The following is a 24,542-nucleotide window of genomic DNA, read 5'->3' as shown; positions in this document are numbered from 1 at the left end:
TGAAGTCGGGCCTCGACCAACAAGCAGGCTGCCGGGCTCAGTCCCTCGCCGTGCGTTGCACGGCACAGGCTGCATGAGCGACACGCAGTGCGCGCAGCCTGGGAGCGAACGTCATCCCGGACGCTTCATCTGGCACGAGGTGGGCGTGCTCGCCACGTACGCGTCGTAGTACTTCACCGGCACCAGCGTGTAGCCGGTGTTCTCGGGGCTGTACGGATACTTGGCGCTGGCCTTCTCCCACTTGGCGATGTACAGGCCCTGCTGTGCCTGGTGGTCGGTCTTGCGCAGCTCGATCTCGCCGTTGAAGCTCTTGAACTTCATGCCTTCCATCGCGGCCGCCACCTTCACCGGGTCGGTCGACTTGGTCTTCACGAAGGCTTCGGTGAGGGCCTGGAACACCGTGTAGATGTCGGTGGTGTAGAGGTCGTCGTTGAACTTCTTCTTGAAGTCGTCGGCGTACTTCTGCATGTCGCCGCCCATGTTGTAGTGGGCGTAGCCTACCTGGTAGACCTTGCCGTCCGAAGCCGCACCCATGGCCGTCGGTGTGCCGGTGGTCACCGCGTAGTAGGTGTAGAACTTGACGTTCAGGCCCGAGTCGTTGGCGGCCTTGATCAGCAGCGCCAGGTCGGAGCCCCAGTTGCCGGTGATGACGGTGTCGGCACCCGATGCCTTGATCTTCGCGATGTAGGGCGAGAAGTCGCGCACCTGCGCGAGCGGATGCAGGTCGTCGCCGACGATCTGCACGTCGGGGCGCTTGGTCTTGAGGTTGTCCTTCGCGAACTTCGAGACCTGCTGGCCGTGCGCGTAGTTCTGGTTCAGCAGGTAGACCTTCTTGATCTCCGGCTGGTCCTTCATGTAGGTGGTCAGCGCCTCCATCTTCATCGACGTGTCGGCGTCGAAGCGGTACTGCCAGTAGCTGCACTTGCTGTTGGTCAGGTCGGGGTCGACGGCCGCGTAGTTCAGGTACAGCGCTTCCTTGCCGGGGTTGCGCGCGTTGTTCTTCTCGAGCGCGTCGATGATGGCCAGGGCCGGGCCCGAGCCGTTGCCCTGCACGATGTAGCGCGCGCCCTGGTCGAGGGCCGAGCGCAGCGCGCTGGTGGTTTCCTGCGGGCTGAGCTTGTTGTCGATGCCGATGATCTCGAACTTCACGCCCGCCGCATTCTTCTTGTTGAACTCCTCGGCGAAGAACTGGAAGGTCTTGAGCTGGTTCGTCCCGACCGCGGCCATCAGGCCCGACAGCGGGTCGAGCCATGCGATCTTGACGGTTTCACCCTTCTGGGCAAAGGCACCGGTGGCGGTGGCAGCGATGACGGCTGCGGCGGCGATTTTCAGAGCGAAGTTCAATCTATATCTCCTGGTCAAACCGATTCAAAACGCCGCACGAGAGTACAAGCGTTTGCAGCCCCTCCCCTCAGGGAATGCCCGTAAGAGGGGCGCCGCAAAGGCCCGTTTCTATCGCGCATGCGACACCGCGTTTCTCCAATTTGCTACCCGCCGGTAGGCACCTGCTACCGCCGGGTAGGAAACGCGTTCACAAAGCGCCTAGGGACGCTTCATCTGGCACGACGTGGGCGTGCTCGCCACGTACGATTCGAAGTACTTCACGGGAACGTTGGTGTAGCCGGTGTTCTCCGCGTCGTAGGGGTACTTTGCGCTCGCCTTCTCCCACCGCGCGATGTAGAGGCCCTGCTGCAGCTGGTGGTCGGACTTGCGCATCTCGACCTCGCCGTTGAAGCTCTTGATCTTCATGCCTTCCAGTGCGGCAGCCACCTTCACCGGGTCGGTCGACCTGGACTTGACGAAGGCCGCATCGAGCAGCGCGAACACGTGGTAGATCGACGACTGCGTGAGGTCGTCGTTCATGCGCTTCTTGTAGCCTGCGAGCAGCTGCTGGATCTCGCCGCCCATGTTGTAGTGGGCGTAGGCGACGGTGTAGACCTTGCCCGCGGAGGTCGCGCCCATGGCGGTGGGCGTGCCGGCGCCCGGCGCGTAGTAGGTGAGGAACTTGACGTCCAGGCCGGAGTCGTTCGCCGCCTTGATGAGCAGCGACAGGTCGGAGCCCCAGTTGCCGGTGATGACGGTGTCGGCGCCCGATGCCTTGATCTTCGCGATGTAGGGCGAGAAGTCGCGCACCTGCGCGAGCGGATGGAGGTCGTCGCCCACGATCTGGATGTCGGGGCGCTTCACCTTGAGGTCTTCCTTGGCGTACTTCGACACCTGCACGCCGTGCGCATAGTTCTGCCCGAGGATGTAGACCTTCTTGATGTCGGGCTGGTCCTTCATCCAGGTGGTCAGCGCCTCCATCTTCATCGACGTGTCGGCGTCGAGCCGGAAGTGCCAGTAGCTGCACTTGCTGTTGGTCAGGTCGGGGTCGACAGCCGCGTAGTTCATGTACAGCAGCTCCTTGCCCGGGTTGCGCGCGTTGTTCTTCTCGATCGCGTCGATGATCGCGAGCGCGGGGCCCGAGCCGTTGCCCTGCATGATGTAGCGCGCACCCTGGTCCTGCGCGGAACGCAGCGCCGCGGTGGTCTCCTGCGGGCTGAGCTTGTTGTCCAGCGCGATGATCTCGAACTTCACGCCCGACTGGTTCTTCTTGTTGAACTCTTCGGCGAGGAACTGCGTGGTCTTCAGCTGGTTGGTGCCCACCGCAGCCATCAGGCCCGAAAGCGGGTCGAGCCAGGCGATCTTGACTGTCTCGCCCTTCTGCGCGAACGCGGCGGCAGCACTCGCCAACATTGCACAGGCAGCTACGGACTTGATGGCAACTTGCATGAAGAGTCTCCAATGTGAAAGGCGGAACGCCAGCGTACAAGCGGCCCTTTTTCCGCCGCACAGGGATTGCCCGCAAGCAAGGCCGCCGGGGCCGCCTTGCTATCGCGTATGCGACAGCGCGGCGCCCGCGGCAGCCCCGGCGGTCAAGCCGTGGGCAGCTTGTAGTCCTTGAGCAGCTCCCGCAGCTTCGTCTTGAGGATCTTTCCGGTGGCGCCCAGCGGGATGGCGTCGACGAACACCACGTCGTCCGGGATCTGCCACTTGGCGGTCTTGCCCTCGTAGAACTTCAGCAGCTCCTCGCGCGTGACCTCCGCATTGGCCTTCTTCGCGACGGCGATGATCGGCCGCTCGTCCCACTTCGGATGGAACACGCCGATGCACGCGGCCATGGCCACGGCCGGGTGCGCGACGGCGATGTTCTCGATGTCGATGGAGCTGATCCATTCGCCGCCGGACTTGATCACGTCCTTGCTGCGGTCGGTGATCTGCAGGTAGCCCTCGGCGTCGATGGTGGCCACGTCGCCGGTGGGGAACCAGCCGCGGTTGCGTTCGTCGGGAATGAGCGGATCGCCGCCCTCGCCCTTGAAGTACTCCTTGACGATCCACGGACCCTTGACCAGCAGGTCGCCATAGGCCTTGCCGTCCCAGGGCAGTTCCTTGCCGTCGCCGTCGACGATCTTCATGTCGACGCCGAAGATGGCGCGGCCCTGCTTCATGCGGATCTGCAGCTGCGCATCGGGCGGCAGCGACAGGTGCTTGTTCTTGAGCGTGCACAGCGTGCCCAGCGGGCTCATCTCGGTCATGCCCCAGGCGTGCAGCACTTCCACGCCGTAGAGCTCCTGGAACGCCTTGATCATGGCCGGCGGGCATGCCGAGCCGCCGATCACCGTGCGATTGAGCTTGCTGAACTTCAGGCCGCCGGCCTGCATGTGGCCCAGCAGCATCTGCCACACGGTGGGCACGCCGGCGGCGAAGGTCACGCCCTCCGACTCGATCAGCTCGTACACCGACTTGCCGTCGAGCGCCGCGCCCGGAAACACCAGCTTGCAGCCGACCAGCGCGGCCGAGTACGGGATGCCCCATGCGTTGACGTGGAACATGGGCACCACCGGCAGCACCGAGTCGCGCGCCGACAGGCGCATCACGTCGGGCAGCGCGGCGGCGTACGCATGCAGCATGGTCGAGCGATGGCTGTAGAGCGCGGCCTTGGGGTTGCCCGTGGTGCCGCTCGTGTAGCACATGCTGGAGGCGGAGTTCTCGTCGAAGGTGGGCCACTCGTACTCGGTGGACTGCGTGCCCATCCAGGTCTCGTAGCTCACCAGGTTGGGCACGCCGCTGTCGGCGGGGAGCCTGTCGGCATCACACAGTGCAACCCATTTCCGGATCGTGGGACAGCGGGCGTGCACCGCCTGCACCAGCGGCAGGAACGTGAGGTCGAAGCACAGGATCTGGTCTTCGGCATGGTTGGCGATCCACGCGATCTGGTCGGGGTGCAGGCGCGGGTTGATGGTGTGCAGCACGCGGCCGCTGCCGCTCACGCCGTAGTACAGCTCCAGGTGGCGATAGCCGTTCCAGGCCAGGGTGGCGATGCGGTCGCTGAACAGCAGCTGCTCGCCGTCCAGCGCGTTGGCCACCTGCCTGGCGCGCGATGCGATGTCGCGCCACGTGCAGCGGTGGATATCGCCTTCGACACGGCGCGAGACGATCTCGCCGTCGCCGTTGTGGCGCTCGGCGAACTCGATCAGCGACGAGATCAGAAGCGGTTGGTCTTGCATCAAACCCAGCATCTACGGACTCCTATGTGAAATGACTTCTTCAAAGCTCGGGAACAACGCATTCACGCAAGCTTCGGCCATTTGCACAATGACACAAACCCGCACTGCACGATTGAACGAAGCGGCTCAAGTGGGAGCCCTCGGACCGGTGCCCGCCGGCACCGTCACCACGTTGGTGCGGCACGGCTGGCGCAGCGTCTTGCCGCAGTCCGGCAGCGCGGCGGCATGCGGGTACGGCACGTAGCCCAGCACGATGCTCGACGCATTGGCGGCCTGATGCCACAGCGTGTTGGTCGAAGGCGTCTTGTCGTTGCCGAACAGCCAGAAGCCGGTCTGCGAAGGCGAGTCCACCGTCACGCGGATGCTGGAGCCGGCGCGAAAGACATGGGCGAACTTCTGGATCTCGATGCGCACCAGGTTGGGCTGCCCCGACAGCAGCGCCGCTTCCTTCGGCTGCGTGAAGTCGCCGAAGGGACGCAGCTCGGTGGAGCGGCTGTCGTCGAGCGCGCGCTTGGAGGCGCGCAGCCAGCCGCGCTGCACGAACATTTCCTTGCCATCGGGCCGCACTTCCGACACCGTGACCTGCAGGTCGGTGTTGTCGGCGGTGGCGCTCAGATACAGGTCGGCCGAGCCTTCCCCGTAGAAGCTCAGGTCCTCGGGCAAGGCGGCGGTGGTGAAGGTGAGCTGGCCGTCCTTCTCCGCATCGGCCACGGCCTGCCAGCCTTCGGCGGCCGGGTTGTTCACCACCGGGCTCTTCGCCGGATACCTGTAGTCGGACGAGGCCGCGCCAGCAGTCGGCTTCGCATCGCCGAGCACACCGCCCGGCTGCATCCACAGGCGCAGCGGCTTGACCTTAACCGGCAGGCGGTCGAACTCGGCCACGGCCGTCTGCTTCAGCTTCGCGGCGCCGTTCACCGCCTTCTGGTCGGTCTGCTGCATCTCCTGCAGCAGGCGAACGTGCGGCTCCTTCTCGAAGCCATTGTCCTCGCCCTTCACGAAATGGGCGAGGAAGCGCTTCAGCGTGCCGTCGATGTAGTCGGAGGTGACGTTGGTGTGGTGGTCGCCGTTGGAGCTGATGAGCCACATCTTCCCGGGCTCCATGGTGTCCTCGTAGTAGCCCGAGCGCGGGCCGATCTGCTCGTCCTGCCACGACTGGGTGCCGAGCGCGGGAATGTTGATCTTGCCGGTCTCGTAGAACGCGCTGCGCTTCACGTAGAGGCCGTCGGCATACGGGTTCTCGAGCCACTTGGTCAGGTCGAGATCGGGCCGCTTGATCTTCTCGATGTTATCGGCCACGGTCTTCGCGCATTCGGTGTCGCCGTCGAGCTTGGCGGCGAGGGCCGCGGCGCGGTTCCAGGTGGCCGGGAAGCCGCCCCACCACTGCGAGGGGAAGCCGATGTTCTTGATGCCGCCCGGGTAGCCCACGTCGCGGTACGGGTCCGTCACGTTCTTGCTGGGTGTGATCGCCAGCAGGCCCTTGGGCCGGTGTGCCGCCACCCACAGCTGGTTGTAGCCGGAGTACGAGTAGCCGACCATGCCGATCCTTCCGTTCGACCACGGCTGCTTGCCGGCCCATTCGAGGGCGAAGGCGCCGGCCGCGCCGGTGGAGGCGTCGAACACCTGGTCTTCGCCCGTCGAGCAGCCGGTGCCCGGCACGTTGAGGCCCATCACCGCGTAGCCCTCGGTCACCCAGAGCTGGCCGATGTTCGGGGCCGAACCCGAGCTGTAGCCGTCGTACTCGACCAGCAGCGGAAAGCTGCCCTTGCCTCCGTTGGGCAGCAGCAGCGAGTAGCGCATCCTGTTGCCGTCCGGCAGCGTGATGTAGCCCCACTTGCGGACCACCCCGGTCTCGGGCGTGGCCGGCGGTTGCGCTGGCGGTGTTTCGGCGGCGGGCGGGAAGAAGGCGAACCCGCTGCCCGACGAACCGCTGCCGCCGCAGGCTGCAAGGGCCGCCACGGTGGCAAGCAGCGACGCGGCAACGCGCCATCGGAGGGGGGGTGTGGAAATCCTCATGTTGTTGTCTCCGTTATCGTTTTGGTGGATGGCATGCGTTGCCCAGGCGCGTCTCGGGGCAAGACGGCGATCCCCTGATCAGGGCGCCGCGGTGATCTTCGTGGCCGTGGGTGTGGCGTCGAGCAGCAGCTGCGAGGGCCACGGCGCCCAGGTTGCACCAAGTTCGGGCGTGTTCGGATCGCCCTTTCGCATGAAGGCGCCCACGCTGGCCATGACCGCGTTCGACAGCGCCAGCCTCCCCTTCTCGTTGGCCTTGCCGCGTATCACGTTCGACAGCACCGAGGGGCCGAAATTGCCGAACACGAAAGGCAGGTCGAAGGCGTGCGCGGCGCCGTACACGTCGTTCCAGGGCGCGGCCTGCTGGGCCCAGTCGAGTCGGTAGTGCCAGATGTTCGACTGGCGCGTCTTCATCGTGTCGAGCAGGTTGTCGCGGTTGGCCTCGAACAGCCCTTTGGTGATGAGGGCTGTCGCCGCGTTGTAGCCGGTGCCGGGCTTGTCTACCGGAAGGTAGAACGGGTCGATGATGTCTTCCACCGTGAGCGTGGGCGCCGCATCGGGGTTGAAGTTGAACATCATCGAGAAGCGCTGGGCATCGGAGACGATCCAGCCCGACTTCGGGAAGCCGATGGTGCCCAGCAGCGACGCGAACAGCTTGCCCTCGTCGCGCGTGTTGCCCGAGAGCATCGGCACCTTCACGTACTGGTCGGCGGCGATGGCGCCGATGGGGTCGGTCGGGATCACCGTGCCGTCGGGAATGGGGCCGACCGCGCCGAGGCCGGCCGCGACCACGGTGGTGAGCATCTTGCCGCCGTCCTGCGCGCGCAGGTAGTCGGCGATCTGCGCCGGCGTGCGACCGGCGATGTAGGCCTTGGCGGCCGTGGCGTCGGCGACGGTGCCGTCGGCGACGAGCAGCTTCTCCAGGATGGCCTCGCCCTGCGCCAGCGAGACCGAGGCCGGCGACAGCGAAGGCAGCGTGCCCGCCGGCAGGTTGCTCGCCAGCGAGATGCCGCCGCTCATCTCGAAGGCCTTGTGGAAGAGGCCCTTGGCCATCGGCGAGGTCATCACCGACAGCAGGTTGGTGGCGCCGGCCGATTCGCCCGAGAGCGTGACGTTGCCCGGGTCGCCGCCGAAGCTGGCCGCGTTGTCGCGGATGAAGCGCAGCGCCGCCATGTTGTCCAGCAGCGCGAAGTTGCCCGAGTCGTCGCCTTCCGTCCCGCCCGGACGCAGCTGCGGCACGTTCAGGAAGCCCAGGATGCCCAGGCGGTAGCTGGCGGTGATGACCACCGCATTGGCGGCCTTGGCCAGCGCGGCACCGTCGTACAGCGGGTCCGCCGTATAGCCCGAGATGTTGCTGCCGCCATGGATGAAGAGCAGCACCGGCAGGTTCTTCTCTTCCGTGGCCGGGCGCCAGATGTTGACGAACAGGCAGTCCTCGCTGCCCGAGGGCTTGCCCAGCATGGTGCCGATGGTCTCGTCGTAGGTGTTGTTGGCGCCGGGACTGAAGATGCGGCCGATCTGCAGGCAGGCATTGCCGAACTTGCTGGCCTGGCGGATGCCGGTCCAGGGCTCGGGCGCCGCGGGCGCGCGCCAGCGCCGCGCACCGACCGGCGGCTTGGCGAAGGGAATGCCCTTCCAGAACCAGGTGCCGGTCCTGGCGCTGTCGTCCACGCCCTCGACCTTGCCGGCGGTGGTCTGTCGGACCATGGGGCCGTCGGCCGCGGGCGGCGCCGGGGCGGGAGCCGGTGCGGGCGGCGGCGCGCTGGGCAGGAAGACGAAGCCCGACGAATCGGAACCGCCGCCTCCACAGGCCGAAAGCGCCGCAAGGGCGGCCGCTGCCATCGCCAGGGCAGCAGCCCTGGCCGTGGCCGTCTTTCCTGCTGCTGCCGGGCCCTTCGGCGCTCGGGCGTTTGCCTCTGTCTCCATGTTTCTTGTCTCCACACCGGGTTAATCGGAATTCCTGGCTTGACGCGCCGCGCCCATACTCCGGGGCCGCCGAACACGTAAAAAATTCTAGGAACCGGCTCGGTTTTCATCGCTATCGCAACAAAGCCAAACGAATGACTTCAGGAGCCTCCACGCCGCTGCGCCAGCGCAGCCCCCAACGCCGGGCGGGCTGCATGCCGCAGCCGGAGCTGCGCACCAGCTCGGCCGCATGGCTCGAGGGCGTCCTGTCGATGTTCGAGGCCGAGGGGCTGGACGTGCCCTCGCTGCTGCGCGAAGCCGGCTTCGACCCCGACTCGCTGCATCGGCAGAACGCCCGCATCCCGGTCGACGAGATCTCCGTGCTCTGGCAGCTCGCGGTGGCCCGCGCCGGCCGGCCCACGCTGGGCCTGCACCGCGACCTGGCCGCCACACACAGCAAGCTGGGCACGGTCGGGCATGCGATGTCGTGCAGCTCCAGCCTCGAAGCGGCGCTCGTGCGGCTCACGCGCTACATGCCGGTGATCTCGGACGCGACCGCGTTCTCGCTGCAGCCCGATCCGCGCGGCTGCTGGATGCTGATGCGGCACACCGGCGGCAGCCTGCCCATTCCGCGCCAGCGCGTCGAATACGCCCTGCTGACCGTGCTCATGCAGTGCCAGTGGCTCACCCGGCGCGACCTGCAGCCGCTGGCCATGGAGTTCGTGTACCCGCCCCCGGCCGACGACCGCCTGCACCGCGAGGCCTTCGGCTGCGAGGTGCGGTTCAACGCCGAGGCCAACCGCCTGCTGCTGTCGGCCGCCGACCTTGCCACGGCCCTTCCCACCTTCCACGAAACGCTCGGGGAGATGCAGGAGCACCTGCTCGAGGAGCAGCTCGACCTTTTGGGCCAGACCACCACCAGCACGCTGGTGTGCGCCGAGATCGCACGCCGGCTGCAGCACGGCGAGCCGCGCCGGCAGGACGTGGCCTCGGGACTCGGCCTGGCCGAGCGCACGCTGCAGCGGCGGCTGCAGGAGGAGTCGGTGTCCTTCCAGGCGCTGCTCGACCGCACCCGCCGCGAACTGGCGAAGCAATACCTGGCCGAAGACCGCCACACGCTGACCGACGTGGCCGACATGCTGGGCTTCGTCGACAGCAGCAACTTCTTCCGGGCCTGCAAGCGCTGGTTCGGCGTGCCGCCGGCGCAGTACCGGGCCCGCATCTGGGACACGCCGGCCGCCCTCGCGGCCTGACCCTCCACGCCCCTCGATGGCCCGCCCGGCCAGGGGTTACGCGCCGTGCCGGACAATCCGGGCATGAGCTTGCTTGCTGAAGACACCGAGGCCGCGGACCTGGGCTTGCGCTGGAAACCGGGGTTTGCCGCCCTGGGACCGGCCTTTTTCACCGAACTGCGCCCCACGCCCCTGCCCGATCCCTACTGGGTGGGCCGCAGCGAAGCCGTCGCCCGCGAACTCGGGCTGCCCACCGGCTGGCACGAATCGAAGGCCACGCTGGCGGCGCTGACCGGCAGCATGCCGGTGGCCGGCGCCCGCCCCATCGCCACCGTCTACAGCGGCCACCAGTTCGGCGTGTGGGCCGGGCAGCTCGGCGACGGGCGCGCCATCATGCTCGGCGAGACCGAGGGGGGCCTCGAGGTGCAGCTCAAGGGTGCGGGGCGCACGCCCTACTCGCGCGGCGGCGACGGCCGCGCGGTGCTGCGCTCCAGCATCCGCGAATTCCTCTGCAGCGAGGCCATGCACGGCCTGGGCATTCCGACCACCCGCGCGCTGTGCGTGACCGGCTCCGATGCCCCCGTATACCGTGAGGAGATCGAAAGCGCCGCCGTGGTCACCCGCGTGGCGCCCAGCTTCGTGCGCTTCGGCCACTTCGAGCATTTCGCGGCCAACCAGCGCGACGAGGAACTGCGCGCCCTGGCCGACTACGTCATCGACCGCTACTACCCGGCCTGCCGCACCACCGACCGCTTCGGCGGCAACGCCTACGCAGCCTTCCTCGAGGCCGTGAGCGAGCGCACCGCGGCCCTGCTCGCCCAGTGGCAGGCCGTGGGCTTCTGTCACGGGGTGATGAACACCGACAACATGAGCATCCTCGGGCTCACCATCGACTACGGGCCGTTCCAGTTCCTCGACGGCTTCGACCCGCGCCACATCTGCAACCACAGCGACACCCAGGGTCGCTACGCCTTCAACCAGCAGCCCAACGTGGCCTACTGGAACCTCTTCTGCCTGGCGCAGGCACTGCTGCCGCTGATCGGCGACCAGGAAGTCGCGGTGGCTGCGCTGGAGTCGTACAAGACGGTGTTCCCAAACGAATTCGAGGGCCGCATGCGCGCCAAGCTGGGCCTGACGGAGGCTGCCGAAGGCGACCGGCCGCTGATCGAAGGCGTGCTCAAGCTGCTGGCCGCGGGCAAGGTCGACTACACGATCTTCTGGCGCCGGCTTTCCGGCTACATGGCCGACGGCAACGTGGAGCCGGTGCGCGACCTGTTCCTGGACCGTGCGGGCTTCGACGCCTGGCTGCTATCGTTTTCGCAGCGCCATGCCGGCACCGACAGGGCGCTGGCCGCCGAGCTGATGCGTCGCTCCAACCCCAAGTTCGTGCTGCGGAACCACCTGGGACAGCAGGCCATCGAAGCGAGTCAGCAAAAGGACCACTCGGGTGTGGCAACCTTGCTGGCTCTGCTGCAGACCCCATTTGAAGAACATCCCGGCGCCGACGCGTATGCCGGGTTCCCGCCCGACTGGGCTTCCACGATCGAAATCAGCTGCTCATCATGACCACTCCCGTACAGAAAACCGACGCCGAATGGAAAGCCCTGCTCGCTGAGAAAGGCGCCGAACCCGCGGCCTTCGAGGTGACCCGCCACGCGACCACCGAACGCCCCTTCACCGGCAAGTACGAGGCGCACTGGGAAGACGGCACCTACCACTGCATCTGCTGCGGCGCCAAGCTGTTCGAGTCGAGCACCAAGTTCGACGCCGGCTGCGGCTGGCCCAGCTTTTCGCAGGAGGCGGTGCCGGGCGCCATCCGCAACGTCATCGACCGCTCGCACGGCATGGTTCGCACCGAGAACGTCTGCGCCAACTGCGGCGCCCATCTGGGCCACGTCTTCCCGGACGGCCCGACCGAAACCGGCCTGCGCTACTGCATGAACTCGGCGTCGCTCGACTTCCAGAAGAAATAAGAGAAAAAGCGGCCCGCTCGATGAAACTGATCCTCGACTTCTTCCCGATCCTGCTCTTCTTCATTGCCTACAAGATGGGCAACATCTACACCGCCACCGGCGTGCTCATGGCCGCCACGGTGGTGCAGATGGCGATCATCTACGCCACCGAGCGCAAGCTGCAGGCGATGCAGAAGGCCACGCTGGTGCTGATCCTGCTGTTCGGCACGCTCACGCTGGCGCTGCACGACGATCGCTTCATCAAGTGGAAGCCGACGGTGCTGTATGGTGCTATGGCGCTGGCGCTCGCGGTGGCGCTCTGGGCACTCAAGAAGAACTTCCTGAAGATGCTTCTGGGCTCGCAGCTGGAGCTGCCCGACCGCATCTGGGGCCGGCTCAACGTGGCGTGGATCGGCTATTGCGTCTTCATGGCCGTCATCAACGGCTACGTGGCGGCGTACTTCACCACCGAGGCCTGGGTCAACTTCAAGCTCTGGGGCTACGTGTTCCCCATCGTCTTCCTGGTGGCGCAGGGCCTGTACATCGCGCCGCACCTGAAGAACGAAGAAGACAAGCCCGCGGCATGACGAGCACGACCGCCCCCCTTCCCACCACAGCCGGACTCGAGGCGGCGCTGCGCAAGGCGCTCGCGCCCACGGCCCTCGAAGTGATCGACGAAAGCACGGCCCACGCGGGCCACGCGGGTGCCAACGCCGAGGGCCGGGGCACCCATTTCCGGGTGCGCATCGCCTCCCCCCTGTTCGAGGGGAAGCCCCGCGTGGCGCGGCATCGGCTTGTGTATGATGCCCTCCAGGTTTTTATCGCACAGGGTCTGCACGCCATCGCCATCGAGGTGCTCTGAGTCAGTCGTCCAACGGACCGAACGCCGCGCTTGCACCGGCCGCTGCTCCTCTTCCCCTCCAATTCCTGCTTTCTTCCCCGCGCCTTTTCCTACACGCGCATTTCCCTCCCAGCTCGATATTCATTCCATGAAAAAACACATCATGCAGGCCGTCGCGGCCGCAGCGCTGCTCGGTGCCATCCCCATGGCGGCCCTGGCGCAGAACGCAGCCATCGTGAACGGCAAGCCGGTGCCCAAGGCCCGCATGGACGTCCTGGCCCAGCAGCTGGCAGCCGCCGGCCGCCCGGTGACGCCCGAGATGCAAGGCCAGCTGCGCGAGGAGATCGTGGCTCGCGAAGTGTTCATGCAGGAAGCCCAGAAGCAGGGCCTGGACGCCACCGAGGACTACAAGAACCAGCTCGAACTCGCCCGCCAGGCCATCCTGATCCGCGCGCTGTTCGAGAACTACCGCAAGACCAACCCGGTCTCGGACGCCGACGTGAAGGCCGAGTACGACAAGTTCGTCGCGGCCAATGGCGGCAAGGAATACAAGGCGCGCCACATCCTGGTCGAGACCGAAGACCAGGCCAAGAAGATCATGGCCGACCTGAAGAAGGGCGCCAAGTTCGAAGACATCGCCAAGAAGCAGAGCAAGGACCCGGGTTCGGGCGCCAATGGCGGCGACCTCGACTGGGCCAACCCCGCGAGCTTCGTGCCCGAGTTCTCGGAAGCCATGATCAAGCTCAAGAAGGGCGAGACCACCCCCGCCCCGATCAAGACCCAGTTCGGCTGGCACATCATCCGCGTCGACGACATCCGCCAGGCTCAGCTGCCGAAGCTGGAAGAAGTCAAGCCGCAGATCACGCAGCAGTTGCAGCAGCAGCGCCTGCAGAAGTACCAGGAAGACCTGCGCGCGAAAGCCAAGGTCGAGTAATCGACCCCGAGCATGAAAAAAAGCGGCCTCAGGGCCGCTTTTTTCATGGGCGCTCAGATCGCCCAGGTGCCGAAGTTGTCGCCCGGGCCGTCGAGTGCCCCAAACACCTGCCAGGCCGCGCCGGCATCCGCGCCCTGCACCGCCCGGCCCAGCGCATCGAGCGTGCGATGGATCTTCTTCGATGCGCCGAAGTGCGCGGCATTGAGCGCCTCGAGCTGCGGCAGCAGCGTGCGCAGGATCTCGATGCGTGCCGACGAAGCCGCCGCCTCGTCCGCGCGCCACGCGAGCAACTGCTTGCGGATCAAGTCCTCGATCCGCGCCGCTTCCAGCACATGCCGGCTTCGCGGGTGATCGAGGTCGAGCATCAGTCTCAGCCCACCCAGCGGCGCGCATTGCGCCAGATCTGCATCCAGGGGCTCAGCTCGCTCTTGTCGCCCGAGGTCCAGCTCATCTGGATGTTGCGGAACACGCGCTCGGGGTGCGGCATCACGGCGGTGAAGCGGCCGTCGGGCGTGGTCACCGAGGTCAGGCCGCCGGCGCTGCCGTTGGGGTTGAACGGGTACTGCTCGGTCGCCTTGCCGTGGTTGTCGACGAAGCGCATCGCCGCGATGGCCTTGTCGGCGTCGCCGCGGTACTTGAAGTTGGCGTAGCCCTCGCCGTGCGCCACCGCGATCGGCAGGCGGCTGCCGGCCATGCCCGCGAAGAAGATGCTGGGCGATTCGAGCACCTCGACCATCGACAGGCGTGCCTCGAAGCGCTCGCTCTGGTTGGTGGTGAAGCGCGGCCAGGCTTCGGCGCCCGGGATGATGTCGGCCAGCTCGGCGAACATCTGGCAGCCGTTGCACACGCCCAGGCCGAAGGTGTCGGCACGGCCGAAGAAGGTCTTGAACTGCTCGGCCAGCTTCGGATTGAAGGTGATGCTGCGCGCCCAGCCGATGCCGGCGCCCAGCGTGTCGCCGTAGCTGAAGCCGCCGCAGGCGACCACGCCCTTGAAGCTGGCAAGGTCCGCCCTGCCCGACTGCAGGTCGGTCATGTGGACGTCGAAGGCCTCGAAGCCGGCCTCGCTGAAGGCGTAGGCCATCTCGACGTGCGAGTTGACGCCCTGCTCTCGCAGGATCGCGACCCTCGGCCGCGACTGCAGGAGGGCCGGAGCCGCCGGCGCGGCAGCCTGCTGCGCGTTCGGCAGGAAAACGTGCATGCCCGGATCGGCCGGGTCGCCAGCCGCCGCGTGCTCGGCATCGGCGCAGGCCGGGTTGTCGCGCTCGCGGGCGATCTTCCAGCTGACCGAGTCCCACACCTGCTGCAGGTCGTGCAGGCTGGCGCTGAACACGGACTTGGCATCGCGCCAGACTTCGACCTTGCCCTTGCCTGCGTCCATCGGCGAGCTGGCGGGGCGCGTCTTGCCGACGAAATGGCTGTGGGTGCTCAGGCCGTGGGCGCGCAGCACCTGCATGACGTCGTTGCGCTCGGCGGTGCGCACCTGCAGCACCATGCCCAGTTCCTCGTTGAACAGCGCCTTGAGCGTGAGCTCCTCGCGGCGCGCGCTGACCTGCTGCGCCCAGTTCTTGGCGTCGCCGGTCTCCATGCGGCTGTCGGAGATGCCGTCGCCCTCCGTGACGAGCATGTCGACGTTCAGCGCCACGCCAACGTGGCCGGCAAAGGCCATCTCGCAGGCAGTGGCGAACAGGCCTCCGTCGCTGCGGTCGTGCATCGCGAGGATCTTGCCGTCGGCGCGCAGAGCGTTCACGGCATTGACCAGCGCGACGAGCTGCGCCGGATCGTCGAGGTCGGGCACCGTGTCGCCGCTCTGGTCGAGCGTCTGCGCGAGGATGCTCCCGGCCATGCGGTGCTTGCCCTGGCCCAGGTCGATCAGCACCAGCGTGGTGTCGGGCTCCTCGGCATCGAGCTGCGGGGTGAGCGTGCCGCGCACGTCGGGCAGCGTGGCGAAGGCGCTGACGATCAGGCTCACGGGCGACGTGACCTTCTTCGCTTCGGCGCCGTCCTTCCACTGGGTGCGCATCGACAGCGAATCCTTGCCGACGGGAATCGACACGCCCAGCGCCGGGCACAGTTCCATGCCGACGGCCTTTACGGTCTCATACAGCGCGGCGTCCTCGCCGGGCTCGCCGCAGGCGGCCATCCAGTTGGCCGAAAGCTTCACGCGCGAGAGTTCGATGGGCGCTGCCAGCAGGTTGGTGATGGCCTCCGCCACCGCCATGCGGCCCGAGGCCGGCGCGTCGAGCGCGGCCAGCGGCGTGCGCTCGCCCATGCTCATGGCCTCGCCGGCAAAACCCTTGTAGTCGGCCAGCGTCACGGCGCAGTCGGCCACCGGCACCTGCCATGGGCCGACCATCTGGTCGCGATGGCTCAGGCCGCCCACGGTGCGGTCGCCGATCGTCACGAGGAAGCGCTTGGAAGCCACGGTCGGATGCGAGAGCACGTCGATGGCCGCCTTCTGCAGGGCGACACCGGTGAGGTCGAGCGGCTTGAAGCTGCGCGCCACGGTCTTGACGTCGCGGTGCATCTTCGGCGGCTTGCCGAGCAGCACGTCCATCGGCATGTCGACGGGCTGCACCTCGGCGCCTTCGTCGGCCACCAGCAGCTGGCGCTCCTCGGTGGCCACGCCGACCACCGAGAACGGACAGCGCTCGCGCTCGCAGAAGGCCTTGAACTGTTCGAGCGAATCGGGCGCGATGGCCAGCACGTAGCGCTCCTGGCTTTCGTTGCACCAGATTTCCTTCGGCGCCATGCCCGACTCCTCGAGAGGCACCGAGCGCAGGTCGAAGCGCGCGCCGCGGCCGGCGTCATTGGTGAGTTCGGGGAAGGCGTTGCTCAGTCCGCCCGCGCCCACGTCGTGGATCGCGAGGATGGGGTTGGCCGCGCCCTGCTGCCAGCAGTGGTTGATGACCTCCTGCGCGCGGCGCTCGATCTCGGGGTTGCCGCGCTGCACCGAGTCGAAGTCGAGCTCGGCCGCGTTGGCGCCGGTGGCCATCGAGCTGGCGGCGCTGCCACCCATGCCGATGCGCATGCCGGGGCCGCCGAGCTGGATCAGCAGCGATCCGGCGGGGAACTGGATCTTCTTGGTCTGCGCCGCATCGATGCTGCCGAGGCCACCCGCGATCATGATGGGCTTGTGGTAGCCGCGCTGGACGGTGTCGACATCGCTGGCCACGGCCTGCTCATACTCGCGGAAGTAGCCCAGCAGGTTGGGACGGCCGAATTCGTTGTTGAACGCGGCGCCGCCCAGCGGGCCCTCGGTCATGATCTGCAGCGGGCTGGCGATGTGCTCGGGCTTGCCGTAGCTGCCCTCTTCAGGCCAGAGCTTCGACACGGTGAAGCCGGTGAGGCCCGCCTTGGGCTTCGAGCCGCGGCCAGTGGCGCCCTCGTCGCGGATCTCGCCGCCCGCGCCGGTCGAGGCACCGGGAAACGGCGAGATGGCCGTGGGATGGTTGTGCGTCTCGACCTTCATCAGCACATGGCTCAGGGCGCTATCTTTTTGATAGCTCTGCGAGCCGTGGGCCGGCACGAAGCGCTCGATGGTCGTGCCCTCCATGATCGAGGCGTTGTCCGCGTAGGCCACCACGGTGTGCTGCGGGTTCAGCTTCTCGGTGTTGCGGATCATCGAGAACAGGCTCTGCGGCTGGGCCTGGCCGTCGATGGTGAAGTTGGCGTTGAAGATCTTGTGGCGGCAGTGCTCGCTGTTGGCCTGCGCGAACATCATGAGCTCGACGTCGCTGGGGTTGCGGCCCAGGCGGGTGAAGGCGTCGACGAGGTAGTCGATCTCGTCCTCGGCCAGGGCCAGGCCGAAACCGGTGTTGGCCGCCACCAGCGCGGCGCGGCCCCCACCCTGCACGTCGACCTGCGCCATCGGCTGGGCCGGCAGTTCGCTGAAGAGGCTGGCGGCCTGCTCGACGGTGGCCAGCACCGATTCGGTCATGCGGTCGTGCAGCGGGCCGGCCACGGCGGCCAGCGCGTCGCCTTCGAGCACGGGCGCCTTGCCGATCAGGGGTGCCTTGAGCTTCAGGTGGTATTGGGTGACGCGCTCCACGCGCCGCAGGGCCAGCCCGCAGTTGTGAGCGATGTCGGTAGCCTTGGAGGCCCAGGGCGACACGGTGCCCAGGCGCGGCGTGACCACGACGCTGGCGCCGGCCTTGGCCGGGGCCTCGAAGGGGTCGCCGTAGGTGAGCAGCGCGGCGAAGCGCTCGCGGTCCGCCGCGCCGAGCGCCGCATCGGTCACCACGAGGTGCACGAAACGGGCCGAAATGCCCTCGATGCGCGGTTCGATGGCCTGCAGCTTCGGCAGCAGCTGCCGCGCGCGGAAGTCGCTGAGCGCGCTGCCGCCCTCGAACATGGTTACGACAGGAAGGGCTTTAGGTGCGGGCTGCGTCACGGTCGATGGGGCCTCGGGGGCCGCGTTGGGAATCAAGGAATCGAGGCGGATGGCCGCTGACTGGGGTCATCCGCGTTAACCCGGAATTTTAGCTTGCCGAATGGGATAATTCGGCCATGAGCATTAACTACAAAGACGCTGCAGGCATCGAAGCCATGCGGGTCGCCTGCCGCCTGGCCTCCGAGGTGCTGGACTACCTCACCCCCTTCATCAAGCCCGGCATCACGACCAACGAAATCGACCGGCTCGCCGCCGAGTACATGGTCAAGCAGGGCACCACCTCGGCCACGGTGGGCTACATGGGCGCGAGCAGCGTCCCGTTCCCGAAGTCGCTGTGCACCTCGGTGAACCATGTGGTGTGCCACGGCATTCCGAACGACAAGCCCCTGAAGAAGGGCGACATCATGAACGTCGACGTGACCGTCATCAAGGACGGCTGGTTCGGCGACAACAGCCGCATGTACGTGATCGGCGACGCGTCGATCGCCGCCAAGCGCCTGTGCCAGATCACCTTCGAGGCGATGTGGCACGGCATCCTGCAGGTGCGCCCCGGCGCGCACCTGGGCGACGTGGGCCATGCGATCCAGAAGTTCGCCGAAGGCCACGGGTTCTCGGTGGTGCGCGAGTTCTGCGGCCACGGCGTGGGCCAGCGCTTCCATGAAGAACCCCAGGTGCTGCACTACGGCCGCCCGGGCACCATGGAAGAGCTCAAGCCCGGCATGATCTTCACCATCGAGCCGATGATCAACGCCGGCAAGCGCGACGTGAAGGAAGACTTCAAGGGCGGCCAGTACGACGGCTGGACCATCGTCACGCGCGACCATTCGCTGTCGGCCCAGTGGGAGCACACCGTGCTCGTCACCGAGACCGGCTACGAGGTGCTGACCCTGTCGGCCGGCAGCCCGCCGCTGCCCTCCTTCGTCACCGCCACCAAGACCTGACGCGGCAGCGCCGCGTTCCATCGCCTTTCCGCCCGTGATCGAAGCAGCCAACATCGACGTGGCGACGCTGCGCGAAGCCTATCGCGCCAAGAAGCTCGCCCTGTTCGACACCCTGCGCTTCGCGCGCGCTCCCACCCGCAGCGTCCACACGGTGCTGCGCCAGCTCTCGGCGCTGGCCGACGAAACCCTGTGCACCCTGTGGCGCGAGGCCGGCTTCGGCGAATCGCTCACGCTGGCGGCCGTGGGCGGCTTCGGGCGCGGCGAACTCTTCCCCTATTCCGACGTCGACGTGCTGCTGCTGCTGCCGCCCGAGGGCGAGGCCGGCAGCATCGAGCCGGCCCGCATCGAGGCCTTCATCGGCCAGTGCTGGGACGCCGGCCTGGAGATCGGCTCCAGCGTGCGCACGGTCGAAGAATGCCTGGCGGAGGCCGAGAAGGACGTGACCGTCCAGACCTCGCTGCTCGAGGCACGCCTGATCGCCGGCAACAAGAAGCTGTTCACGGCCTTCCGCCGCCGCTTCTCGCGCGCCATCGACCCTCAGGCCTTCTTCGTGGCCAAGTCGCAGGAGATGCGGCACCGCCACCAGAAGTTCGATAACACGCCCTATGCGCTGGAACCCAACTGCAAGGAGTCGCCCGGCGGCCTGCGCGACCTGCAGACCATCCTCTGGATGACCAAGGCCGCGGGCTACGGCAGCCGCTGGGACGACCTGGCCAAGAACGGCCTGGCCACCTCCTTCGAGGCCCAGCAGATCAAGCGCAACGAGGCGCTGCTCTCGCTGATCCGCGCCCGGCTGCACGTGATCGCCAACCGGCGCGAGGACCGGCTGGTGTTCGACCTGCAGACCGCCGTGGCCGCGACCTTCGGCTACGAAAGCGAATCGCAGCGCAAGTCGAGCGAGGCGCTGATGCGGCGCTACTACTGGGCCGCCAAGGCGGTGTCGCAGCTCAACCAGATCCTGCTGCTCAACATTTCCGAGCGGCTGCAGCCCAGCGACGAGCAGCCCACGCCGATCAACGAGCGCTTCTACGAGCGCGCCGGGCTGATCGAGATCGCGAGCGATGACCTGTACGAGCGCGAGCCTCACGCGGTGCTCGAGACCTTCCTGCTCTACCAGAAGACCATCGGCGTGAAGGGCCTGTCGGCGCGCACGCTGCGGGCGCTCTACAACGCTCGCCACGTGATGGACAGCAAGTTCCGCAACGACCCGGTCAACCACGAGACCTTCATGCGGATCATCCAGCAGCCTTACGGCATCACGCATGCCTTCAGGCTGATGAACCAGACCTCGGTACTCGGGCGCTACCTGCGCGTGTTCCGCAGCATCGTCGGGCAGATGCAGCACGACCTGTTCCACGTCTACACGGTGGACCAGCACATCCTGATGGTGCTGCGCAACGTGCGTCGCTTCTTCATCGCCGAGCACGCGCACGAGTACCCGTTCTGCTCGCAGCTCGCGGCCGGCTGGGACAAGCCCTGGATCCTGTACGTGGCCGCCCTCTTCCACGACATCGCCAAGGGCCGCGGCGGCGACCACTCCACGCTGGGCGCGCGCGACGTGCAGCGCTTCTGCAAGCAGCACGGCATCGCCCGGGAAGACGCCAAGCTCATCGAATTCCTCGTGGCCGAGCATCTGGTGATGAGCCAGGTCGCCCAGAAGCAGGACCTGAGCGATCCGGAGGTGATCGGCGCCTTCGCCAGGCGCGTGGGCAACGAGCGCTACCTGACCGCGCTCTACCTGCTGACGGTGGCCGACATCCGCGGCACCTCGCCGCGCGTGTGGAACGCCTGGAAGGGCAAGCTGCTGGAAGACCTGTACCGCTACACCCTGCGCGCACTGGGCGGCCGCATGCCCGACCCCGACGCGGAGGTCGAGGCCCGCAAGCGCGAGGCCCTGGTGCAGCTTGCCCTGCACGCCCAGCGCTTCGAGGCGCACAAGGCCCTGTGGGACACGCTCGACGTGGGCTACTTCATGCGCCACGATGCCGGCGAGATCGCCTGGCATGCCAAGCAGCTCTCGCGCTTCGTGCCGCCGCCCGACGTACCGGTCGACCCGAAGGCGCCGCCGGTGGTCCGGGCGCGCCTGTCTCCCGTGGGCGAAGGCCTGCAGGTGGCGGTGTACACGCCCGACCAGCCCGACCTCTTCGCGCGCATCTGCGGCTATTTCGACCAGGCTTCCTTCAGCATCCTGGACGCCAAGGTGCACACCACGAGCAACGGCTACGCGCTCGACACCTTCCAGGTGGTGACCACCTTCCTGCCCGACCATTACCGCGACCTGATCAGCATGGTCGAGGCGGGCCTGGCGCAGACGCTGACCGAAGCGGGCGCGCTGCCTGCGCCCAGCATGGGCCGGGTGTCGCGGCGGGTGCGCAGCTTTCCGATCAAGCCGCGCATCAGCCTGCTGCCGGACGACAAGGCCCAGCGGTGGCTGCTCAGCATCTCCGCCAGCGACCGCGCCGGCCTCCTGTATTCGGTGGCCCGGGTGCTGGCGCGCCATCACTTGAACCTGCAGCTCGCCAAGGTCACGACCCTGGGCGAGCGGGTGGAAGACACCTTCCTGATCAGCGGCCCGGAGCTGCAGGGACAGAAGACCCAGCTGGCCATCGAAACCGAATTGATGGAAGCACTGGCCTCCTGACACCCCGGGAACCCTCAGAATGTCGGCCATGGAATTTCTGATCGAACAGCTATCCGAAACCGTCTCCTCGGCCACGACGCTGGAAGACCTGGCGCGCCCGATGCTCGAAATGCTGGAGGCGGCAACCGGCCTGGAATCGGCCTATCTCGCCATCATCGAGCCCGACAAGGCCCGCCAGCACATCCTCTTCGCCCACAACGCGGGCGAGATCGCCATTCCCGAAGGGGACTACCTGCCCTGGGGCGACACGCTGTGCCGCCACGCCCTCGAGGAAAACCGCATCTACGCCGACGACGCGGGCGGCTGCTGGGGCGATGCCGATGCCGCACGCGAACTGGGCATCAGGAGCTGCGCCGCCGCGCCGGTTAGGGTCGACGGCAGCCTCCATGGCGCGCTGTGCGTCGCCGGTGCCGGGCAGACGCCCCTGCCGGCCGTGGCGCAGCCGCTGCTGCGCCTGTTCGCCAGCCTGATCGGCCAGCAGGTCGAGCGCGAACGAATGATCGCCAAGCTCGACAAGGCCGGGATCGAGCTCCTGACCCATGCCGCGACCGACGCCCTCACCGGCCTGCCGAACCGCCGGGCGCTCGTCGATGCCCTGCAGCGCATGCTCGCCCAGGGCGCGCGCAGCGCCCAGAGCGTGCTGGTCGGCTTCATCGACATGGACGACTTCAAGAAGATCAACGACACGCACGGCCAGGAAGTCGGCGACGAGTTCCTCGCCGCCATGGCCAGGCAGCTGTCGGGCTCCGTGCGCGCGAGCGACATGCTGGCGCGCTTCGGTTCCGACGAGTTCGTGGTGATCGGCCTGGGTCCGGGCCTGGGCGAATCGCCGCGCACCGGCGCAATGGCGCTGGGCGACCGGCTGGCCGAGAACACCAAGGGCGAACTGCGGCTCAGGAACATGACGATCGACTACGCGGGCGCCAGCGTCGGGGTGGTGGCGGTCGATCCGCGAACCACCTCCGCGGAGGAAGCCCTGCGGCAGGCGGATGCCGCCATGGACGCGGTCAAGCGCACCCGCCGCCTGATGTTCCAGCAGGCCGGCGAAGCCATCTCGGGCTGATCCCACGCGGGCCGTCGAGCCCTCTCCTTAGCCCGCGAGCCCTGCGCCGGCAGCGCCCGCTCTTTCTTCCGGTTCCCCCGCAGGGGATCGACCGCCCTCCCCAAAAAACGAATCCATTTGCGCCTGTGCTCCGTACAGGCGCGAAGCGGATCGCTCGGCCTGCACGTCCGCGCTGCGGACTCGTCCCCGAATTCAGACAGTTGGGTCTCCCAAACCCAGTCCTTTCGTACTAATTAGTTCACATTCATTGTCAATGGTTAACTGATCCAAGAGAATGCCTCGGCATGGAAACTGGCTCGTCGTTGATTGACTATTACGAAAAGAAATCCTGCAGCGCGCAATGGCTGGAATTCAATCGCGGCATGGCCGCCGAACTGAGCGCCGGATTGCCCCCTGAGGATCTGAAGCAGCTTTTCTTTCGCATCGGCCAGCGTCTTGCGCATGCCCTGCCGATTCCCCCGTGCCGCACGCTGGGCGAGTTGCAGGACGAGTTCAACGCCCGCTGGGACGGCATCGACTGGGGCTTCGCCGTGCTGAACGAAGAGGCCGACGGCGTCGCCATCTCCCACGCCTGCAGCCCGGTCGCGGCCGCCTTCGGGCCGGAATCGACGGGCTGGAGCGTCGGCTTCTTCGAGGGCGCCTACCAGACCTGGTTCGAGGCGCAGCACATGCCCTCGAACCTTCGCGTGCACGCCTTGACGGAAGTCCATGCGGGTCCGCGCGTCGATCTGCGGCTGGCGAGGGTCGACCCATGAGCTCGGAGGAACACATGCCCGAGGACATCGCCGGCCTCTTTGGCAAGTTCGGCGGCAACGGCAACGGCTACCGGGAGTTCGCCCCGCCGGACGCAGAGGCGCCTCGCGCGTGGCCCTTGCTGACCGGCGAGAAGATCGCCCATCCGCCGACGGTCGCTGCGCCCGCGCCCGCACCCTCGCCTGCCCCGGCGTCCGTTCCGGTCGGCGCCGCGATGACGGCGCACGCACCGGTTCATGCACCAGTCCACGCACCCGTACACGCCCCCGCCGCGGCCCCCGTTCATGCACCGGCTGCCTCGGTGCCGCCACTGCAGGTCTTCGCGCCGCCGCCCGCGGCCATGTACGCGCCCGAGCCGCCCCTGACCCCGGTCGCGCCGGTGATGCCGCCGGCCGCCGCCATCGGCTCCTCCAGCCCGGGCGCCGCGCCGACGCCCCTGGAGCAGCTCTTCGCACGCCTGGCCGCGCCGCAGGTGCCCGCGGCACCGCCGGGTCCCATGTCACGCTGGCGAAGGCCGACGTGACGATGGTTGTCATCCCCGTCATCTCTTCCAAGGGCGGCGTAGGCAAGACGACGATTGCCGCCAATCTATGCACCGCGCTCGTCCAGCGCGGCCGGCGGGTGCTGGCCATCGATCTCGATCCCCAGAACGCGCTGCGCTTCCACATCGCCAACGAGCCGCAGGCCTGCGACAGCGGCCTGGTCGAGGCCGCCACCGGCCTGATGCCGTGGGCGCGTGTGATCCGACCCGCGCACGGCGGCGTGATGCTGCTGCCCTTCGGCGACGTCGACGACGAGCGCCAGATAGCGTTCGAGCAGCAGCTGGCCCGCGCCCCCGGCTGGCTGGGTGACACGCTAGAGCGCTTTGGCCTGCCCGCCGACACGCTGGTGGTGCTCGACACCCCGCCCGGCCCATCGGTGTACCTGCAGCAGGCATTGCGCGCGGCCAGCTTCGGCGTGGTCACGGTGCTGGCCGATGCAGGCTCCTTCGCAACGCTGCCCATCGTCGAGCGCATGCTCGACAAGTACGCCCGCCCGCGCACCGACTACCTCGGCACCGGCTACGTGGTGAACCAGATCGACCCCGGCAAGCGGCTCAACCACGACGTCTTCGAGCTGCTGCGCCAGCGGCTGCGCCCCGAGCTGCTGGGCATGCTGCACCTGGACCAGGCTGTGCCCGAGGCGCTGGCCTCGGCCGCGCCCGTGCAGCGCTACGCGCCCATGAGCCAGGCGACGCAGGACATCGACGCCTGCGCCGAGCGCCTGCTCGAACGCATCGACACCGTCCGCCAGGCGGCGTCCTTCCCGAACCTGCGGACCACGTAGACGAACC

Annotated in this window: 19 protein-coding genes; 12 read left to right on the top strand and 7 right to left on the bottom strand. The window is 67.4% G+C overall.

Annotated features, from left to right (window positions below; genetic code table 11):
- Nucleotides 1-111: 111 nt before the first annotated feature.
- The 5 genes from ACTJLF_RS00420 to ACTJLF_RS00400 form a co-directional block, all read right to left on the bottom strand.
- On the bottom strand, nucleotides 112-1,344 hold the full coding sequence (locus tag ACTJLF_RS00420) for a branched-chain amino acid ABC transporter substrate-binding protein (RefSeq protein WP_019652548.1): 1,233 nt from the start codon (nucleotides 1,342-1,344) through the stop codon (nucleotides 112-114).
- A 198-nt stretch (nucleotides 1,345-1,542) separates the two neighbouring features.
- On the bottom strand, nucleotides 1,543-2,772 hold the full coding sequence (locus ACTJLF_RS00415) for a branched-chain amino acid ABC transporter substrate-binding protein (protein ID WP_440882264.1): 1,230 nt from the start codon (nucleotides 2,770-2,772) through the stop codon (nucleotides 1,543-1,545).
- 143 nt (nucleotides 2,773-2,915) lie between these two features.
- The gene (locus ACTJLF_RS00410) at nucleotides 2,916-4,559 is read right to left on the bottom strand and encodes a 3-(methylthio)propionyl-CoA ligase (protein WP_145758507.1); all 1,644 of its coding nucleotides are present in this window, start codon (nucleotides 4,557-4,559) and stop codon (nucleotides 2,916-2,918) included.
- Between the two features lie 114 nt (nucleotides 4,560-4,673).
- A complete protein-coding gene (locus ACTJLF_RS00405; RefSeq protein WP_440882263.1) occupies nucleotides 4,674-6,560 on the bottom strand; it encodes a CocE/NonD family hydrolase in 1,887 nt (628 codons plus the stop codon).
- Between the two features lie 78 nt (nucleotides 6,561-6,638).
- Nucleotides 6,639-8,399, bottom strand: a complete 1,761-nt coding sequence (locus ACTJLF_RS00400) for a carboxylesterase/lipase family protein (RefSeq protein WP_440882425.1) — start codon at nucleotides 8,397-8,399, stop codon at nucleotides 6,639-6,641.
- A gap of 278 nt (nucleotides 8,400-8,677) precedes the next feature.
- Between ACTJLF_RS00400 and ACTJLF_RS00395 the strand changes: the two genes are divergently transcribed.
- The 6 genes from ACTJLF_RS00395 (at nucleotide 8,678) to ACTJLF_RS00370 (ending at nucleotide 13,421) form a co-directional block, all read left to right on the top strand.
- Nucleotides 8,678-9,715, top strand: a complete 1,038-nt coding sequence (locus ACTJLF_RS00395; protein WP_440882424.1) for an AraC family transcriptional regulator — start codon at nucleotides 8,678-8,680, stop codon at nucleotides 9,713-9,715.
- A 63-nt stretch (nucleotides 9,716-9,778) separates the two neighbouring features.
- A complete protein-coding gene (locus ACTJLF_RS00390) occupies nucleotides 9,779-11,260 on the top strand; it encodes a protein adenylyltransferase SelO (protein ID WP_354422926.1) in 1,482 nt (493 codons plus the stop codon).
- Entirely contained in the window at nucleotides 11,257-11,667 is a 411-nt protein-coding gene (gene msrB / locus ACTJLF_RS00385; RefSeq protein WP_440882262.1) for a peptide-methionine (R)-S-oxide reductase MsrB, read from the top strand. The genes ACTJLF_RS00390 and msrB overlap by 4 nt, the downstream gene beginning before the upstream one ends.
- Nucleotides 11,668-11,687: 20 nt before the next feature.
- Entirely contained in the window at nucleotides 11,688-12,233 is a 546-nt protein-coding gene (locus ACTJLF_RS00380) for a septation protein A (protein ID WP_019652541.1), read from the top strand.
- Nucleotides 12,230-12,508, top strand: coding sequence for a BolA family protein (locus ACTJLF_RS00375; protein ID WP_440882261.1), 279 nt, complete (start codon nucleotides 12,230-12,232; stop codon nucleotides 12,506-12,508). Before ACTJLF_RS00380 ends, ACTJLF_RS00375 begins: the two co-directional genes overlap by 4 nt.
- A 127-nt stretch (nucleotides 12,509-12,635) precedes the next feature.
- Nucleotides 12,636-13,421, top strand: a complete 786-nt coding sequence (locus ACTJLF_RS00370) for a peptidylprolyl isomerase (protein ID WP_019652539.1) — start codon at nucleotides 12,636-12,638, stop codon at nucleotides 13,419-13,421.
- 53 nt (nucleotides 13,422-13,474) lie between these two features.
- Here the strand turns inward: ACTJLF_RS00370 and ACTJLF_RS00365 are convergent, their stop codons facing one another.
- Both ACTJLF_RS00365 and purL read right to left on the bottom strand, forming a co-directional pair.
- Nucleotides 13,475-13,786, bottom strand: coding sequence for a hypothetical protein (locus ACTJLF_RS00365; RefSeq protein WP_019652538.1), 312 nt, complete (start codon nucleotides 13,784-13,786; stop codon nucleotides 13,475-13,477).
- A 5-nt stretch (nucleotides 13,787-13,791) separates the two neighbouring features.
- Complete coding sequence (gene purL / locus ACTJLF_RS00360) at nucleotides 13,792-17,772, bottom strand: phosphoribosylformylglycinamidine synthase (protein WP_440882260.1); 3,981 nt, start codon at nucleotides 17,770-17,772, stop codon at nucleotides 13,792-13,794.
- Nucleotides 17,773-17,927: 155 nt separating this feature from the next.
- On the opposite strand from purL, the gene map reads away from it, so the two are divergent.
- From map to bcsQ, 6 genes are all read left to right on the top strand, one after another.
- Nucleotides 17,928-18,752 carry a type I methionyl aminopeptidase gene (gene map / locus ACTJLF_RS00355; protein WP_019652536.1) on the top strand — a complete coding sequence of 275 codons (825 nt, stop codon included), beginning with the start codon at nucleotides 17,928-17,930 and terminating at the stop codon, nucleotides 18,750-18,752.
- Between the two features lie 34 nt (nucleotides 18,753-18,786).
- Nucleotides 18,787-21,393 (top strand): [protein-PII] uridylyltransferase, encoded by a 2,607-nt coding sequence (locus ACTJLF_RS00350; protein WP_126181906.1) that lies wholly within the window; start codon nucleotides 18,787-18,789, stop codon nucleotides 21,391-21,393.
- A gap of 28 nt (nucleotides 21,394-21,421) precedes the next feature.
- Nucleotides 21,422-22,456: a diguanylate cyclase gene (locus tag ACTJLF_RS00345; RefSeq protein ID WP_440882259.1), complete on the top strand. Its 1,035-nt coding sequence runs from the start codon at nucleotides 21,422-21,424 to the stop codon at nucleotides 22,454-22,456.
- A gap of 284 nt (nucleotides 22,457-22,740) precedes the next feature.
- Nucleotides 22,741-23,211: a cellulose biosynthesis protein BcsD gene (gene bcsD, locus ACTJLF_RS00340; RefSeq protein WP_309936194.1), complete on the top strand. Its 471-nt coding sequence runs from the start codon at nucleotides 22,741-22,743 to the stop codon at nucleotides 23,209-23,211.
- A complete protein-coding gene (locus tag ACTJLF_RS00335; protein ID WP_354422932.1) occupies nucleotides 23,208-23,732 on the top strand; it encodes a hypothetical protein in 525 nt (174 codons plus the stop codon). The genes bcsD and ACTJLF_RS00335 overlap by 4 nt, the downstream gene beginning before the upstream one ends.
- A gap of 2 nt (nucleotides 23,733-23,734) precedes the next feature.
- Nucleotides 23,735-24,535 carry a cellulose biosynthesis protein BcsQ gene (gene bcsQ / locus ACTJLF_RS00330; protein WP_240649851.1) on the top strand — a complete coding sequence of 267 codons (801 nt, stop codon included), beginning with the start codon at nucleotides 23,735-23,737 and terminating at the stop codon, nucleotides 24,533-24,535.
- Nucleotides 24,536-24,542: the final 7 nt, after the last annotated feature.

This window comes from Variovorax sp. 22077 (assembly GCF_052044195.1).
GTDB lineage: Bacteria > Pseudomonadota > Gammaproteobacteria > Burkholderiales > Burkholderiaceae_C > Variovorax > Variovorax atrisoli.
Note: the sequence above shows the minus strand (reverse complement) of the source record. Positions and strands in the feature narration are given on the sequence as shown.